Genomic DNA, 15574 nt, shown 5'->3' with positions numbered 1-15574 from the left:
TTTGAGGGAACATAGATAAGTATTTATTTCAATCATCTTGGAGGAAACTATGGAACCATCAATAAATAAACGAATCATTTTAATTACATTCATGATCGGTGCGTTCTTTGCGGTCTTGAATGAGACTTTGCTCAATATTGCATTAACGGAACTGATGAATGTCTTTGGGATATCAGAGACAACCGTCCAATGGCTGGCGACCGGATTCATGCTGGTGATGGGGGTTCTCATGCCGATCTCTGCATTGTTGATCCAGTGGTTCACAACGAGACAAATGTTCATCGGCGTCATGTCCTGCTTTCTGACAGGTACAATCATCGCAGCTTCGGCAATCAATTTCCCGATGCTGTTGACCGGACGGATGATTCAGGCTGTTGGAACAGGTTTGCTGATCCCGGTCATCATGAACGCACTTCTGCTTCTATATAAGCCTGAGGTACGCGGGAAAATCATGGGGACATTCGGGCTTGTCATTATGTTCGCACCGGCAATTGGTCCGACATTATCCGGTGTGATCGTTGACTACTTAGGATGGCGCTGGCTGTTCATCACGGTCATCCCTTTTGCTGTATTTTCCATCCTTTTCGCTGTGAAATATTTGCAGAATGTCGGGGAAGTTACGCGTCCTAGGGCAGATGTCCTGTCGATCATCCTTTCGTCGATTGGGATCGGCGGAATCGTTTACGGATTCAGCAGTGCAGGTGAAAGTGGTGAAGGATTCGCTTCGGTGAACATCATCGTCATCCTTGGAGTCAGTATCATCAGCTTGACGTGGTTTGTGATCCGCCAGCTGAAGCTTGAGGAACCCTTGCTTGATGTGCGCGTCTTTAAATACAGTAGTTACGCGAGAGGAATTACCATCTTCGTCATCGTCATCATGGCGATGTTCGCTTCGGAAATCGTGATGCCTATGTATTTGCAGGGACCGCTAGGATTTTCTCCGAAAATGGCGGGGTTATTATTATTACCTGGAGCATTGCTGAACGGCTTGATGTCACCAGTGATGGGGACACTGTTCGATAAATTCGGTCCCAGAAAACTGATCATTCCGGGAACCATCATGCTGGTGGGGGTGATGTTCTTTTTCAGTAATCTCAACCCATCGATTCCGATTGGATTCTTCGTGCTTGCCTATATCATTCTGATGCTCTCGATTTCTGCAATCCTTATGCCTGCTCAGACCAATGCGTTGAATGAATTGCCTAAGCATCTCTATCCTCATGGGACTGCGATTGCCAATACATTGCAGCCGATCGGAGGTGCGCTCGGGGTGTCGATTTTCGTCAGCATCATGAGCCAGGGACAGACCAGTTACTTGAAGGAACAAAGTGGCACAATCACGGAAGACATCATGAATCAGGCGATGACCAATGGTGTGCATCACGCCTATTGGTTCGCGCTTGCGTTAACGATCATCGCTTTCGGCGTGGCACTGTTTATCAGAAAGGCAGTAGCACCTGATTTTGAAGAGGAATCATAATTCACGTCCATCATCCTTAGCGGGATGGTGGACTTTTTCTATAGGTGAAACATTCTGGCTTCTATAACCGTCTAGTACATAGTGAGATTATTTTGCGAAGGAGTTATACAAATGAAGAAGATGGTAGAACGGGAGAGAAGCAGATGGATCAGGTAGGGAAAGGGAACACGGCTACGATTTTCCGACAAGACGATAAGGTCATTAAAGTTTTTCATGAGCGGTTCGGAGAAGGGGAAGCTTTTAATGAAGCGAGGAAGCAGCGGTTTGCTTTCGAATCTGGTCTCCCGGTCCCTGAAGTAAAAGAGGTGACGAAAATCGATGGTCGACAAGCAATCGTCATGGAATATATTGAGGGGACGACCCTGGGAGATAACCTTGAAAAAGACATGAATTATGCTGAATATTATCTGCGTCAATCCATAGCCGTTCAGATGGAGATACATAAAATTGATGCGATTGATCTTAATCCTATGCCATCAAAATTAGCCCGACAAATCAGTGCTGCACCAAAGCTGAACCGTAATCAAAAAGAAGCATTGCTTGAGAAGCTGGCTTCCATGGACATGGAAAAGAAGCTTTGTCATGGTGACTTTCATATATACAACCTGATGGAAGGCGGTGGGCGTGTAACCATCCTGGATTGGGTGGATGCCAGTGGTGGTAACCCGCGGGCAGATGTGTATCGAACCTATCTGCTGTATTCCCAGCATTATCCGAGTTTAGCTGATGACTATGTGAAAATCTACTGTGAGGAAAGTGGGGTACCGTTGGAAGAGATTTTTGACTGGGCGCCTATCATAGCGGGGGCTAGACTGGCTGAACAAGTGGATACAGAGGACCCTGACCGATTATTGGAAATAGTAGACTGTTATGTTACTGGAAATCAATGTTAGAAAGAGGCGAGATCAATGAAACAACTTCCAACTTTCGAAACCGAGCGACTTATTTTAAGAGATGTTGAGGAAAAAGATTTGAATGCGATGTTTGACTATTTATCAGATAGAGAAGTTGTGAAGCATATGGGCCTTGCCCCTGCAGTATTCTTAGAGGATGTCAGGAATGAGCTCGATTGGTACACCTCGATCAAAGAGGAGGGTACAGGGATGCGGTGGGGGATAACGTTAAAGAACACCGATCAAATGATTGGAAGCTGTGGTTTTCTGAATCGGGCTCCGAAACATCACCGGGCAGAGATCGGCTTTGAACTAAGCAGGAACCATTGGGGGAGAGGCATTGCCTCTGAAGCAATCCATGCTGTACTTTCCTATGGATTCCAGAAGCTTGGGCTTGAGCGTGTGGAAGCATTGATTGAAACTGAAAATCTCGCTTCGCAAAACATGGTGGAACGAAACGGGTTCCAAAGAGAAGGATTACTGCGACACTATGAATATACGTTAGGGAATTTTGATGATTTGTTGATGTATTCCCTGTTGAGAAGTGAGTGGAAGCATCGATGAGAAACCGAGCATCCGTCATGTAGCATTGATCAAGCGAGTCAGAAACGGTGAGACGTATTACGTTTTTCCGGGGGGTGGCATTGAAGAAGGAGAAACCATCTCCCAAGCGGCGAGAAGGGAAGCTTTCGAAGAACTGGGAGTGACCGTTGCAGTAAAGGAGTTACTGGTGGAAGTTGCATACAATGGCACGCAGTACTTTTTCAAGGCAGAGATAAATGGAGGCACTTTCGGAACGGGGGAAGGGGAAGAGTTTAAAGGTGGCAGGGGGAGCTATCTGCCTGTCTGGATCGCCATAGAAAAGCTGGATTTGATTGACGTGCGACCAGAAGAAGTTGCTCTGAAACTTCAGTCTCTCTATTAATTGAAGGAGTGTACATATGGGATACATTAAAGAACTTAGGAAGCTGGTAGGCACGCGCCCTTTATTGATGACGGGTGCATGTGTCATCGTCGTCAATGGGAAAGAACAAATACTTTTACAGCAACGGGCTGATAACTTTTGCTGGGGTTTACCCGGGGGTTCTCTTGAATTAGGTGAGTCACTTCAAGAGGTGGCAAAAAGGGAGCTTTACGAGGAAACTGGGTTGGTAGCTAATAAGTTTGAGTTATTCAATGTTTATTCAGGTAGACGATTCTATTATAAATATCCCCATGGGGATGAGGTTTACAATGTGGTGACCGCTTACGTATGTTGCGATTTTTCAGGGAGATTGAAAAAAGAAGACAAAGAAGTAGAAGCGCTAGATTTTTTCGATATTTCTCAACTCCCTTCACCCATCAATCCACCAGATTTACCGATCATTAATGAATTCATTGCTAAGAAAAACGAGCCAGGTATCAATTGATACCTGGCTCGTTGTGATCATTTTCCATTTCTCGTTGAAGCGGGAGCGTGCAGCATCGGAAGGAGCCACCTGACTTGATGATTTCCGAGAAATTCACCGGCACGACATTGAATCCTTTCCTTTGCATCACTCGATTCAACCGTTCATTCTGGGGCAGGCTGATCACTTTGTTGTCTCCGATGGAAAGTACATTCGGTCCCATATGGAACTGTTCTTCCTTCGTGACTGGAATGACATTGAAGCGTGCTTTAATTTTCGCTAACCCACGTCTTGAAAACGCAGGAGTATAGACGAGTGCGGTCTGCTCACCAAGGATATTGAATACACAATCAAGGTGCAGGATATCTTTTCGGAGCTGCAAGGGCTCGACGGTATGGTCAGGTAATCGCTCTTGAAGTTCTACAATGGCCTTATGGGAGGTGCGTCCGCTGATTCCGATCCAGATTGTCGATCCGTCGGTCACTACATCTCCACCTTCAATCGATGATGGCAGTCCATCTTCATAAGGTAATGCATTTGCCTTCAACCAGTCTTTCAGCACATCGGTTTCTTCTTGGCGGACCATTTCACTCATTGAACCTACGAATAACTGATCGTTGATCGTGAATCCGATATCCCTCGTGAACACCTGCTCATGTAAAACAGGATCAGCTGGTAGTTCAGCTACTTCAACGAGGTTTTGCTGAAGCACATCAACGAAATTCTCGTGCTGCTGCACTGCCAAAGGAACATCAATGTTGTTTTCTATATAATGTTTTTGCGTTTCATTGATCACTTCAGTTATTTTCATGTAAGACGGCTTTGCGACGAGCACTTTTTTCAAGGCTGCATATTCTGTCTCACAATGGATGTTGTTATCGATCGCAATTCGATTCATTTTCGAAACCTCCATCTTTCAATTAATCGTCAAGTTCCCCGCTGGTCCATTTGTGAAACCTGCGCATGTTCAGTAGGAATCAACTGTTTTTGTGATGGAATGGACACTTCCCCTGGATTGGCTCGATATCATCACCGATGAACGACTGCTTCCATTCATTATGATTGGGATCACCGAAATGACTGATGTCAGGGTGAGTCGGCAATCCGTCCCACTTCTCCACGCGTTTGCGCACTTGCTCACGGGACATGACGCCACCTTTTTCGGTGCCTTCCAGACCTTGAAAAATCGTGCGGGGCTGGAATCCAAGGATCAGGCTGTTCCCTAGATGTCTCGTTCTGCGTTGCTTATACGCTGGCGCGTTACCAAACGTAAAAATCGGCTGACCAGCAAAATGGAAGTCCCAGAGATGATGGTCGGGATCCTCAGGTGCACTTTCCGGCCATGGGAAGCGGTCGTTCTCATGTAAATATTGAAGGATCTTCCAAAAGTAAGCACGGTAATATTCGAGAGACTGCTCGGTCTTCTCCGGCTCGACAAAAATGAAAAGACCGTGTCTGATCGGGTTCGTTTCGGTGAACAAACTGAGGAAGCTCTCTACCGCTTCAGGCAGATGATCCCACTTATCGTGTTCTATGTAGGCATAGCGGAGCTCCCCTTTTCGCTGACCAGTTCTGCCAAAGAAGCATGGAAACGTCTTATCCGTAACGATTTCAGAGAATGTCTTGTACTCATCCGCGAGCCACTGGGGGATATCCTCCTGCTGCTCCATTCTTGATTTTGTAAGAAGATGACGGCTGTTTGTTTTAAGCATAGTTCGACTCCTTTTTGTTAGATGCTACCAATCTATTCACTTTAGAAAAGCTTTTTAAACATAGTAAATGTCGAAGTGTGAAGGTGGTGGATCGGTCGTGGAAGTACTTATAACTATATGCTCCATGATAGATGCCTATGCACTGGGGCATATGGGATTTCCTACTTTAGTCGTAGAAAAAGTTCAACCCTTTCCCTGAAGTTTCTTTTCCTGACCAAAGGTATGATTTTTATAGAAAGATAATTTGGGAGGGGGAAATAAAATGGATAAATATATTTGCAGTACATGTGGGATTCAATATGGGGAGAGTGAGGAAGTACCTCAGCAATGTTCGATTTGCAATGAGGAGAGACAATATGTTCACCCGGATGGACAGCAGTGGACCACTTTGAATTCGATGATTGAGAGTGGAACATTCAAGAATGAGATCATCAAAGAGGAAGAGAATGTGTACAGCATTACAACCACCCCGAGATTCGGGATTGGTCAAACGGCATATCTGATTATTGGAGAGGGGTTCAATGTACTTTGGGACTGTGTGACCTATCTGGATGAAGAAACGATCAGAGTGATCGAATCTCTTGGCGGAATAGATGCAATCGCTTTGTCACATCCCCATTACTACTCAACACAGGCCAAGTGGGCAGAAACGTTTCGAGCACCGATTTACATTCACAACGATGATAGGAATTGGGTGATGGAATCCTATGAAGGCATTCGTTTTTGGGAGGATGAAACCTTGAAACTAAGTGATGAATTAAGCCTTCATCGCTTGGGGGGACATTTCAAGGGTGGGGCTGTAATGCACTTGGAAAAAAGCGATGGTATTTTATTCACTGGAGATATCATACAAGTGGTTGCTCACAAGGGATGGGTGGGCTTTATGTATAGTTATCCTAACTTAATTCCATTACCGAGCAGCAAGGTTGAAGATATAGCAGGCCGGATCCGACAGCTGGAATTCAATCGACTATACAATGCATTCCATAGAGTGATTGAAACGAATGCGAGTGAAGCAGTTCAGAAATCTGCTGAACGTTACATCGATGCGATTGAAGGGCGATTGTTCTCTACGTAATAGAAGGAGCGCAGCATGAGCGGATTCGTGTGCTGCGCTTTTTGCAAATGTATAATAAATCAGGGTTTTTGTATGATAAGCCGGCTGAATTGTGTAATAAATCACTGGATTTGTATAATAAAATGCTGAAGATGTTTAAATAAACCAAAAATTTGTACGAAAAGCTCAGGCTTCACCTGTTGCCATCAGCTGATAGTAGGTGTAAAGTGCCTGCGTTCCTTTTTCTGCCCCACCAGCTTCGCTGAATCGGTCATATAATTCTTTTGCCAGCTTGAGACCTGGCACGGGGATCTCCATCTGCTCAGCTGCATCAATAGCGATTTTCATGTCCTTGATGAAGTGCTTTACATAAAAGCCTGGAGCTTCATCCCCATTGATCATCCGTGGAGCAAGATTGGATAAAGACCAACTGCCTGCAGCACCTGCCTCGATACTCTTCAGTACTGTTTTCGGATCAAGTCCAGCATGTTCCGCATACATGATTGCCTCACAGACCCCGAGCATCCCGGTAGCAATTGCGATCTGATTGCACATCTTTGTATGCTGACCTGCCCCAGAGCTTCCTTGCAACACGATATTCTGGCCCATTACTTCCAATACGGGACGGATTTCTTCGAAGGGCTCTTGTTCCCCACCAACCATGATCGTAAGTGCAGCATTTCTTGCGCCGATATCCCCACCGGAAACTGGAGCATCGAAAGCGAACATTCCTTTTGCGCTTGCTTGTTCGGCAATGGTTTGAGCTAAATTGGGTGCGGAGGTCGTCATATCGATGAGGTAAGAGTCTTGTCCGGCATGCTCCAAGATGCCATTTTCTCCAAGATACACTTCTTCTACATCAGCAGGATAGCCGACAATTGTTATGATGATGTCGGAGGAGGATGCCAATCCTGCAACACTATCTTTCCACTTCGCACCTTCTTCGATCAGTCTAGCTGCTTTACTTTTCGTTCTCGTATAGATATTCAGTTCGTAGCCAGCTTTCATCAAATGTCCAGCCATGCTCTGTCCCATTACGCCGGAACCGATGAATCCGATTGTGTGTTTCTTCAACTTTATTTCCACCTCTCTATTATTCTTTTGAAATTGCATCCAGTTGCATCGGGGTGATGGTTCCCTGGTGGAAGTACAGCTGCCAGCGGCCATCGATCCGCTTCCAAATCGAACTGCGAAGCGTATTGCGCTTCCGTGTCGTGTCTTCAATGAAATAGGTGGACATCACCACATCCGTCGCGAGAGGATAAATCTGATAGTCATGCAGGGTCATTTGCATCAATACAACGCCGCCACTGTCCAAGCAGTCCTTTTTGTCATAGAAGTATCCAGAACTGCCGATTTCGAAAAAATCATCAGCAAGAATGTCTCCCAGCTTTTCACGGTCTTTACGGACTTCGATGTTGATATGACCTTCTTCCAATGCTTTCAAGTGTTCTTTCAATGCTAAGTTCATCCGCTACCACCCCACATAGATCTCTACGTCATCCTCGTATAAGGTTAGTAGATTTTTATAGAATGCATTTGTTTTTTCGTGTTTTTCCAGACTCTCTGTTTCGAGTGTGCCAAACTTTTCATCCAAGTACGCCGCGAAATAAGCATGTCGTTCATTCCGGGTTGGATAATAGACTTCCATATACTCTTCAGGAGTCATCGATAGCTTTTCAGATTGTCGCAGGATGAAATCGCGTATCGGATTTATGTGCCCCTCGGGTGCAGGCGGAGGTAGCTCGTAAGTACGTGGATTCATTCCTCCTTCATAATCAGATATATCCAGATTGAGCTTTTTTGCCTCCTGTATGATGATTTCTTGTTTCACGTAGGTTTTCACTACTTGAGGTAAATCTTCATCATCGTATTCGTGTAGCAATTGCACATCCCTTAGCGTTATTTCTTTCCCGTAAACTTCTGCGACGACATCATCTTCTGCATATGTAGAGGAACACGCGCTGAGCACTAACAATAGTATCAATAGAATTTTTTTCACTACAATCACCTATGCTTGAAAAGTTTATTTATAAAAGGACCCACCATACCCGGAAGGTAATTAAGGTGTGAATCCTTTCCTGAACAGTCATTAAAATTCATTTTAACATAATTTTCTAACTATTGAGCTCTGGCTTTGAATGGCAACTTGAATCAAAGAAAGGGGTCGGGTATGATGGCAATAGATGAAAAAGGCGAAGGAGTTCGCTATGAACTACCTGCAGAAGGCTGATGACTCCTACTGGCATATTTATAGGACCAGTAGGAGTTTTTCGTGATAGGAAGGGAGGGATAGCGATGGTATATTTTTGGGTTGGTATAGCTGGGTTTTTAGGTGCTTCCCTAAGGTATTTGATTGGAGTATGGCTCATGGATGCAGATATGATCTTTCCATTCTCGACGCTGACGGTCAATTTAGTGGGCAGCTTCCTGTTAGCCTGGTTTACGTTCAAGCTTGTCCATCAATGGTCGCTTTCCTCGAAGTGGAAGACTGCGATTGGAACAGGATTTGTCGGGTCATTTACAACCTTTTCTACCTTAAGTGTCGATACCGTAACGCTGGTTAATCGTGGTGACGCGTGGCTCGGGGTGCTTTATATCTTTGTAAGTATCGTTGGCGGATTGTTGCTCTCGAACCTTGGCTATTCCCTCAGTCGTAAGGGGGGAGTCGTATGACCTTCAGCCTTTTACATTTGCTCCTCGTCGGTGCCGGTGGATTTATTGGTGCAATCGGTCGATTTGCCATCAGTCAATTCATAAATAATAAATTCACTTACGCTCTTCCTATCGCAACGTTGGTTGTTAACCTTATTGGATCGTTCTTTTTAGGTATACTGATTGGTGCTGGGATAGGGGATAAGCTGCTCTTGTTTTTAGGTACTGGATTACTAGGTGCGTTTACGACTTTTTCCACGTTCAAGCTGGAATCGATCCAGCTTCATGTCGATAAAAAATGGAAGCTTCTCGTTTTATACAATACCATAAGCTACGGTGTGGGTATTTCACTTGCATTCATCGGATTTTGGATAGGAAAAGCATTAGGATAATAGAGGCTGTCTTCATAAAATTGAAGTCAGCCTTCTTTTGTAGAGGAATTTCCATTTGGTATGTGGAACTATGAAACTGGCAGTAAAAAATCACGGAGGTGTGGACTTGAATAAGCTGGGTATCTTAATCATTTCACCAGTGTGCGAAGCATTTGTCGACGATGCCAGAGATCTGATTTTAGAGGGTTTCAAAGAAAGGTTTGGGTTCATTGACTATTCTTTAAATCCGGACCTCACCGACATCATGACTACATATAAACAGCCAGGTACCACTTTTTTGACGGGGATTATTGATGGAACATTGATTGCCACAGGTGCGATTGCGTATGAAGAAGCAGGAGTAGGGCGAATCGTGCGGATGTCGGTTGAAAAAAATTACAGACGACGTGGGATTGCCAAACGAATGCTGGACAGGCTGGAAGCGAAGGCTCTGGAGATGGGCTACCAGCAACTCGTTTTGGAAACACATGAAGGATGGCAAAGTGCAGTAGGATTTTATAGTGCTAATGGCTACAAGATTGAAAGGTATGAAGGGGAACGGGCGCACTTCAGAAAACAACTAGGTTAGATAGGGGGGATTAACGATGAAAGTCACGGATTACTCAAAGATTGCCTCGGTCTATGATCACAATGATTTCAGAGTGAAGGAAGTTGGTGTGGATCAGGACTTAGAATCCTTTATCAGCAATAGTAGCATACCGAATCTTCGAGTACTGGATCTGGCATGCGGGACAGGGATTTACCTTCAACGACAGACAGAACATTTCGGTAGCGATGCGATTGAATGGCATGCACTCGATGCATCGAAAGAAATGCTGGAAAAGGCAAAACAAAAAGTCGACGCGGTGGAGTTTGTTTACGGTCAGGCTGAAGACTTGCCTTATGATGGAGAGTCTTTTGATTTCATAGCGAATAATTACGCCTTCCATCATTTCACTGAAAAAGAGCAGGTGCTGGACGAAGTGGTCCGTGTGTTGAAGAAGGATGGTCGTTACAAGATGCACAACACCGATTTTGGCACAATGGAGAATTGGTGGGTGTATCACTATTTTCCATCTGCATATGAGATTGATGCAGAAAGGTACTGGTCGAAGGAGAAAATCTATTACGCACTAAAAGAAAGAGGGTTGAAGGTAAGCCTGGATGTACATCAAAAGATGGGCGAACTTCGTGTGAGAGATTACCTTCATCATGTAGAGAACAAGGATATTTCGGTATTCACTCTGATCGATGAAAAAGCATTTGAAGAAGGAAAGCAGCGGATGATTGATGACGTTGCAAAGGATCCGGAAAAGACGATCGTCAACCAGTTTTCCAAATTGAATGTTGTCGCAGAAAAACGGTAGCGTGGTTGGTTATTACACAAAAGTTGGGGTTTATTACACAAAAGTTGGGGTTTATTATACAAATTCGGGGCTTTATTAAACAAACCGGCGCGTTTATCATACAAATTTCCGGGCTTATTATACAAATCATGAGATTTATTAAACAAATCCAAAAATCTTTATTTACATTTTCCCGCCACTTGACGATAATAAGAGGAACTATAAACGCAAAGAAGAGAAGAGTAGATGAAAAGGCATCTTACAGAGAGCTCCTGGCTGGTGGGAAGGAGCAGATGGCATCCATTGAAACAAACCTCTGAGCGGCAGATCGGAACCGGAAGTGGGGATGGTTTGACGGGAGCTCCCGTTACAGAGCTAAGGTGTTGATGGATACCTGAAAAGGTCGGTATGGTGACATAGTGACGAACTGGAGTGGCACCGCGGATAGATAATCCCGCCTCCAAGACTAACGGTCTTGGGGGTGGGATTTTTTTCGTTGAAACAAAAGAAGGGGAGGATTCGTATGAAAAAAAAGAAAGAAGTTGCTTCATGGAAATTTCCGTTATTACTGCTCGGCGGTGTCGGCTTATCCAATATCGGGGATTGGATCTATCTGATTGCACTTAATCTAATCGTACTGGACAAGACGGGATCTGCACTAGCTGTGGCAGTGCTCTATATGTTAAAACCTGCAGCGGCTCTGGTCACGAATTCCTGGTCGGGGAGCTTGATCGATCGATGGAATCAGCGGAATCTGCTGATCGGCATGGATATATTGAGAGGGTTGCTTCTAGTGACGCTGCCTTGGATGGACTCTATGGCAGCCATCTATATCATCGTATTTATCGTGAATATGTCGAGTGCAATCTTTGAACCGACTTCAATGACCTACATCACGAAGCTGATCCCAATAGGGAAAAGAAAAAGGTTCAACTCGCTCAGGAGCTTGATTGACTCCGGAGGTTTTCTGATCGGTCCAGCGATAGCGGGGGCTTTATTTATCATTGGATCTCCGTGGCTCGCCATCTATGTGAACGCTGCTACATTCATCATTTCCGGAATCATTACAAGTTTCCTGCCTATATTAACGGATAACGTAAGTAGACATGAAAAAATTACTCTTTCTGCCTTGAAGAAGGATTGGGGTGTCGTTTGGAAATTCAGTAAGGATAATAGATGGATCATGAGTGTTTATTTTCTATTCGCGCTTTTTATCGTTATGACCGCTGCCATTGATTCACTGGAAGCAGCTTTTTCAAAAGAAGTACTACATTTGTCAGATGCTGTTTACGGGCTACTTGTGAGTGTGGCTGGAGCGGGGATAGCAGTTGGAGCAATAGTCGCTACCATCTTCGCTCATCGATTGAGCACTTCTGTACTGATGGGTATTGGAACAGTCAGCGTGACAGTAGGATATCTGATTTATGCTATTTCGGATGGTTTCACCGGGGCTGGTATCGGATTCTTTGTTCTGTCATTTTCACTGGCATTCGCAAACACTGGATTCATGACATTCTATCAAAATGAAATTCCGGTGGAAGTGATGGGGAGGGTAACAAGTGTTTATGGAATGGCGGAGGCTGGATGTGTCATTATTGCTACAGCATTCATCGGAGCGGCAGCTCAACTGACTTCCATCCAAGCATCAGTGATGGCTGGGGCGATTGCGATGTTGTGCATTGCACTAGTGCTTTGCCTTATACAGTTGAAACAGGTGAAAGTCAGAACTCGTGCAAGAGGGATGATTTAGAAAATGTGTAGTAAAAGGGGGATTGCATGGAACAGGTAATGGATTTTACAGATTTCCAACTATACGTTCGTACGATTGGGGAAGGCTCGCCAATCGTATGCTTGCATGGTGGACCAGGTGGAACTCATGAATTTTTCTTATCCTTTGCACAAAAAATCAAGGATCGGCATCAAGTTGTGTTATACGATCAAATGGGGTGCGGGAGGTCCAGTAGGTCCAAGGAATATACGATCGAAAAAGAAGTAGAGGTGTTAGAAAGATTAAGAAAAAAGCTTGGCCTGGAACAAATGACTCTTATGGGGGAATCGTGGGGAAGTATGCTTGCTTTAGCATACGCTTCAGCGTACCCTCAATATACAAAGAGGATTTTTTTAACAGCAGCTATTGGCGTTCATCATCAGTCTTATCATCAATTCAAAAAGCAATTATTACATAAACTTTCGAACTCCCAAAAATTCAAGTTGGGATTATACAGCGTTTTGAACGGAATGGGGATGGATGCTTCACATCGGATTGAAAAATTGCTCGATCCTTTTTATGTCTATGATAAAAACGTTTTGGAGAGAAAAACTTCGATTGAATATAATCCGGATGTCCAGCGCCAATTAAGTAAAGAGATTGAGCTTAAGTTCGACTTGATTCCTGCTTTACACTCTCTGTCTCATACTCCGATTCTTATTGCTCAGGGGAGCCATGATGTATTATCTCCTGATTATATCGAGGATGTATTTGGGGAATACCTTCCACATGCTGAAGTGGTTACAGTAGATAAAAGCGGCCATTGGACAATTTTGGAGCAGCCAGATGTGATGGTCGATCTTCTACAGGATTTTATTCAAAGTGACAAAAAGAAGAGTGATCAACAATTATTTCCCGGAAAATAATTCATCCCACATGTCTGCTTATGGCGAAAAACACGCTATAAAAGGAGGTAGAAAACATGGAAATAATCGGACTTGCTGCCACCCTGCTTATCATCATCAACTTGGCATGGAAAAATCGCTCATCATTATCAAAGCTGAACACCTTGCAGTGGATTACTAGTGTAATTGCTTTCATTACCACAGTTGCTATCTGCACAGGGGTCTTCCTGTATATCTTCCCGATGATCGATGTGTGGATCTCCGGGGAATTGCTCACATTTACAGTGAAGTTCATCATTGTGGGAGTCGTCATTTCCATGGCAAGGAGCCTGTTATACAATGTTCTTAAGACCATTACAGGTGGGGTTTTACCACATTCGCTTGGTTCAGAGGATAATAATAAGTAACTAGGAGGGATTAGCATGGAAGCCTTCATCCATCATGCTCAATATAACTTTATAAGGGAGCAGGGCAGAAAGCTTGTAGGTGCTTATGTCACTTCACAGGATTCAGCAGTTCTTGAAGCGATTGAATCACTCGTTGAAGATGATGTGCTCAGTGAATTTCCGAATCGGACAGAAGATCAGCAGCGTCTGCTCCTCTCGATAAAAAATATGAACACGAAAGAAGATTTGGATATCTATCTTGAAATGCTGAAAGCGTATGTTCACCCTTGGAAAATCAGTGAGAAGAAGATTGAGAAGCTGTTTCCGAAAGTGAAGAAGTTGAATGTCCCTGAAGTCGATGAGATGGATCTTCGAAATTATTCCTATTTGAGTTGGATAGACCAAGGGTCCCGGAAGAAGTTCATCGTTTCAGAGGAAAATGGCGAACTGATTGGAGTACAGGGTACATTCACACCATCTAATAAAGATGGCATCTGTAACATTTGTCAGGAGCATGAGTCACTCGGCCTTTTTCTCACTGAAAAGAAAGGCAAAGAGTTGGGCACTTACTCGAAAAAAGGGAATTATATTTGCAAAGATAGTGAACGCTGCAATGATAACCTTACGAACCTGGACGGTCTGCAAGAATTCATAGAGCGTGTGCAATAGTAAAAAATAACAGTGGTTCATGTAAGTACCAGTATTTTAAATGATTCATGCATAGGCATCCGCCTTGCCATTCGAATCCTCTTTCCGTAGGCTACTATATAGTCTTTCGGGGAGGCGATAGCGGATGGATGAGTGTAGAGCAGTAGTAGCAGATTTTATAAAGGATTACTATCCCGACAGCAGAATCGTTCTGCTTTCAGGAAGTTATGTGCGAGGGGATCATACAAACCAATCGGACGTGGATTTGGTGATTATTGATGATGCGTCCATTCGGAAATCGTATCTGTACAAAGGCTGGCCGATCGAAGCTTTCGTATATGATGAGGATTCATTGGACTACGCCTTGTTCATCGAAAAGCATCATGGGACACCTCTGATGACCAGACTCTGTGCAGAGGGTGCTGTGATTAAGGGGGGAAAAGCAGGAGAGGCTCTGATTGCTAAAGGGAAAGATCATTTAACAGGGGGACCAAATCCTTTACCGGCTGAAAAATTGAATGATATCCGATATGAGATTACCGATTACCTGAACGATTTGGATGCATCAGACCATCATGCAGAAAACATATTTATCGTGCATGCGTTAATTGGAAGCTTGCACCGCTTTATACTTAGGGCTAATAACGAATGGACTGGTGAGGGGAAATGGATGTACAGGGCACTGCATCGTTATGACAAATCGTTGACGGATAATTTCGTCCGTTGCATCATGGATTATCAATTCAATCAGTCGAAGGATAGCCTGATTGAATTTGCTGATCAAGTGATTGCGCCATTCGGGGGTAGATTGTTCGATGATTATTCCCAAGTAAAGTGAACGAGGCCAGGCTGGGTAAGTACCAGTCTGGCCTCGTGTGTATTTTAAATTAATAGAAAATTGATGCACCTACAATGATGAGTAGGATGAATAGTACGACGATAAGGATGAAGTTGCTGCCGTAACCGCCTCCGTATCCTCCACCACAACCGTAACCGGGATAGCCTCCATAAAAGCCCATGTGTAT

Annotated in this window: 21 protein-coding genes, 1 riboswitch and 1 other annotated feature; of the genes, 15 read left to right on the top strand and 6 right to left on the bottom strand. The window is 44.2% G+C overall.

Annotated elements, in window-relative coordinates; translation table 11 throughout:
- The first annotated feature begins 49 nt into the window (after window positions 1-49).
- The 5 genes from ACFQ2J_RS16920 to ACFQ2J_RS16900 all read left to right on the top strand — a co-directional run bounded on the left by ACFQ2J_RS16920 (window position 50) and on the right by ACFQ2J_RS16900 (window position 3782).
- Window positions 50-1480 carry an MDR family MFS transporter gene (locus ACFQ2J_RS16920; RefSeq protein ID WP_386063326.1) on the top strand — a complete coding sequence of 477 codons (1431 nt, stop codon included), beginning with the start codon at window positions 50-52 and terminating at the stop codon, window positions 1478-1480.
- 143 nt (window positions 1481-1623) lie between these two features.
- Window positions 1624-2373, top strand: coding sequence for a phosphotransferase family protein (locus ACFQ2J_RS16915; protein WP_386063323.1), 750 nt, complete (start codon window positions 1624-1626; stop codon window positions 2371-2373).
- A 15-nt stretch (window positions 2374-2388) separates the two neighbouring features.
- On the top strand, window positions 2389-2937 hold the full coding sequence (locus ACFQ2J_RS16910) for a GNAT family N-acetyltransferase (RefSeq protein ID WP_386063320.1): 549 nt from the start codon (window positions 2389-2391) through the stop codon (window positions 2935-2937).
- The gene (locus ACFQ2J_RS16905; RefSeq protein ID WP_386063317.1) at window positions 2918-3298 is read left to right on the top strand and encodes an NUDIX domain-containing protein; all 381 of its coding nucleotides are present in this window, start codon (window positions 2918-2920) and stop codon (window positions 3296-3298) included. Before ACFQ2J_RS16910 ends, ACFQ2J_RS16905 begins: the two co-directional genes overlap by 20 nt.
- Window positions 3299-3314: 16 nt before the next feature.
- Window positions 3315-3782, top strand: coding sequence for an NUDIX hydrolase (locus tag ACFQ2J_RS16900; RefSeq protein WP_386063314.1), 468 nt, complete (start codon window positions 3315-3317; stop codon window positions 3780-3782).
- On the opposite strand, the gene ACFQ2J_RS16895 is transcribed toward ACFQ2J_RS16900, so the two are convergent.
- Window positions 3775-4659 (bottom strand): dimethylarginine dimethylaminohydrolase family protein, encoded by an 885-nt coding sequence (locus ACFQ2J_RS16895; protein WP_386063311.1) that lies wholly within the window; start codon window positions 4657-4659, stop codon window positions 3775-3777. The two genes, ACFQ2J_RS16900 and ACFQ2J_RS16895, sit on opposite strands and share 8 nt — an antisense overlap.
- A gap of 79 nt (window positions 4660-4738) precedes the next feature.
- Window positions 4739-5473 (bottom strand): YqcI/YcgG family protein, encoded by a 735-nt coding sequence (locus tag ACFQ2J_RS16890; RefSeq protein WP_386063307.1) that lies wholly within the window; start codon window positions 5471-5473, stop codon window positions 4739-4741.
- Between the two features lie 262 nt (window positions 5474-5735).
- Between ACFQ2J_RS16890 and ACFQ2J_RS16885 the strand changes: the two genes are divergently transcribed.
- Window positions 5736-6551 (top strand): MBL fold metallo-hydrolase, encoded by an 816-nt coding sequence (locus tag ACFQ2J_RS16885; RefSeq protein WP_386063304.1) that lies wholly within the window; start codon window positions 5736-5738, stop codon window positions 6549-6551.
- Window positions 6552-6716: 165 nt separating this feature from the next.
- On the opposite strand, the gene ACFQ2J_RS16880 is transcribed toward ACFQ2J_RS16885, so the two are convergent.
- The 3 genes from ACFQ2J_RS16880 to ACFQ2J_RS16870 are packed head-to-tail and all read right to left on the bottom strand — an operon-like array spanning window position 6717 to window position 8532.
- Window positions 6717-7643, bottom strand: a complete 927-nt coding sequence (locus tag ACFQ2J_RS16880) for an NAD(P)-dependent oxidoreductase (protein WP_386063301.1) — start codon at window positions 7641-7643, stop codon at window positions 6717-6719.
- Window positions 7624-8001 carry a nuclear transport factor 2 family protein gene (locus ACFQ2J_RS16875; RefSeq protein WP_386063299.1) on the bottom strand — a complete coding sequence of 126 codons (378 nt, stop codon included), beginning with the start codon at window positions 7999-8001 and terminating at the stop codon, window positions 7624-7626. Before ACFQ2J_RS16875 ends, ACFQ2J_RS16880 begins: the two co-directional genes overlap by 20 nt.
- Before the next feature lie 3 nt (window positions 8002-8004).
- Window positions 8005-8532 carry a hypothetical protein gene (locus tag ACFQ2J_RS16870; RefSeq protein ID WP_386063296.1) on the bottom strand — a complete coding sequence of 176 codons (528 nt, stop codon included), beginning with the start codon at window positions 8530-8532 and terminating at the stop codon, window positions 8005-8007.
- A 183-nt stretch (window positions 8533-8715) separates the two neighbouring features.
- A riboswitch (Fluoride riboswitch) is annotated at window positions 8716-8779 on the top strand.
- 49 nt (window positions 8780-8828) lie between these two features.
- Between ACFQ2J_RS16870 and crcB (ACFQ2J_RS16865) the strand changes: the two genes are divergently transcribed.
- The 9 genes from crcB (ACFQ2J_RS16865) (at window position 8829) to ACFQ2J_RS16825 (ending at window position 15387) form a co-directional block, all read left to right on the top strand.
- Window positions 8829-9206, top strand: a complete 378-nt coding sequence (gene crcB, locus ACFQ2J_RS16865) for a fluoride efflux transporter CrcB (protein WP_386063294.1) — start codon at window positions 8829-8831, stop codon at window positions 9204-9206.
- The gene (gene crcB, locus ACFQ2J_RS16860) at window positions 9203-9577 is read left to right on the top strand and encodes a fluoride efflux transporter CrcB (protein WP_386063291.1); all 375 of its coding nucleotides are present in this window, start codon (window positions 9203-9205) and stop codon (window positions 9575-9577) included. Before crcB (ACFQ2J_RS16865) ends, crcB (ACFQ2J_RS16860) begins: the two co-directional genes overlap by 4 nt.
- A 106-nt stretch (window positions 9578-9683) precedes the next feature.
- A complete protein-coding gene (locus ACFQ2J_RS16855; protein ID WP_386063288.1) occupies window positions 9684-10145 on the top strand; it encodes a GNAT family N-acetyltransferase in 462 nt (153 codons plus the stop codon).
- Between the two features lie 16 nt (window positions 10146-10161).
- A complete protein-coding gene (locus ACFQ2J_RS16850) occupies window positions 10162-10923 on the top strand; it encodes a class I SAM-dependent methyltransferase (RefSeq protein ID WP_386063285.1) in 762 nt (253 codons plus the stop codon).
- Between the two features lie 200 nt (window positions 10924-11123).
- Window positions 11124-11367 (top strand) — a binding site (T-box leader).
- Between the two features lie 58 nt (window positions 11368-11425).
- On the top strand, window positions 11426-12652 hold the full coding sequence (locus ACFQ2J_RS16845; RefSeq protein ID WP_386063282.1) for an MFS transporter: 1227 nt from the start codon (window positions 11426-11428) through the stop codon (window positions 12650-12652).
- Window positions 12653-12678: 26 nt separating this feature from the next.
- Complete coding sequence (locus tag ACFQ2J_RS16840; protein WP_386063279.1) at window positions 12679-13536, top strand: alpha/beta fold hydrolase; 858 nt, start codon at window positions 12679-12681, stop codon at window positions 13534-13536.
- Between the two features lie 56 nt (window positions 13537-13592).
- Window positions 13593-13922 carry a hypothetical protein gene (locus tag ACFQ2J_RS16835; protein WP_386063276.1) on the top strand — a complete coding sequence of 110 codons (330 nt, stop codon included), beginning with the start codon at window positions 13593-13595 and terminating at the stop codon, window positions 13920-13922.
- A 15-nt stretch (window positions 13923-13937) separates the two neighbouring features.
- A complete protein-coding gene (locus tag ACFQ2J_RS16830; RefSeq protein WP_386063274.1) occupies window positions 13938-14570 on the top strand; it encodes a FusB/FusC family EF-G-binding protein in 633 nt (210 codons plus the stop codon).
- Window positions 14571-14694: 124 nt separating this feature from the next.
- Entirely contained in the window at window positions 14695-15387 is a 693-nt protein-coding gene (locus tag ACFQ2J_RS16825) for a nucleotidyltransferase domain-containing protein (protein WP_386063271.1), read from the top strand.
- A gap of 49 nt (window positions 15388-15436) precedes the next feature.
- On the opposite strand, the gene ACFQ2J_RS16820 is transcribed toward ACFQ2J_RS16825, so the two are convergent.
- Window positions 15437-15568 (bottom strand): YjcZ family sporulation protein, encoded by a 132-nt coding sequence (locus ACFQ2J_RS16820; protein WP_386063268.1) that lies wholly within the window; start codon window positions 15566-15568, stop codon window positions 15437-15439.
- Window positions 15569-15574 lie beyond the last annotated feature (6 nt).

The organism is Thalassobacillus hwangdonensis (assembly GCF_042675915.1).
GTDB lineage: Bacteria > Bacillota > Bacilli > Bacillales > Halobacillaceae > Thalassobacillus_A > Thalassobacillus_A hwangdonensis.
The sequence above is the reverse complement of the archived record's forward strand: the minus strand, read 5'-3'. Positions and strand labels throughout refer to the sequence as shown.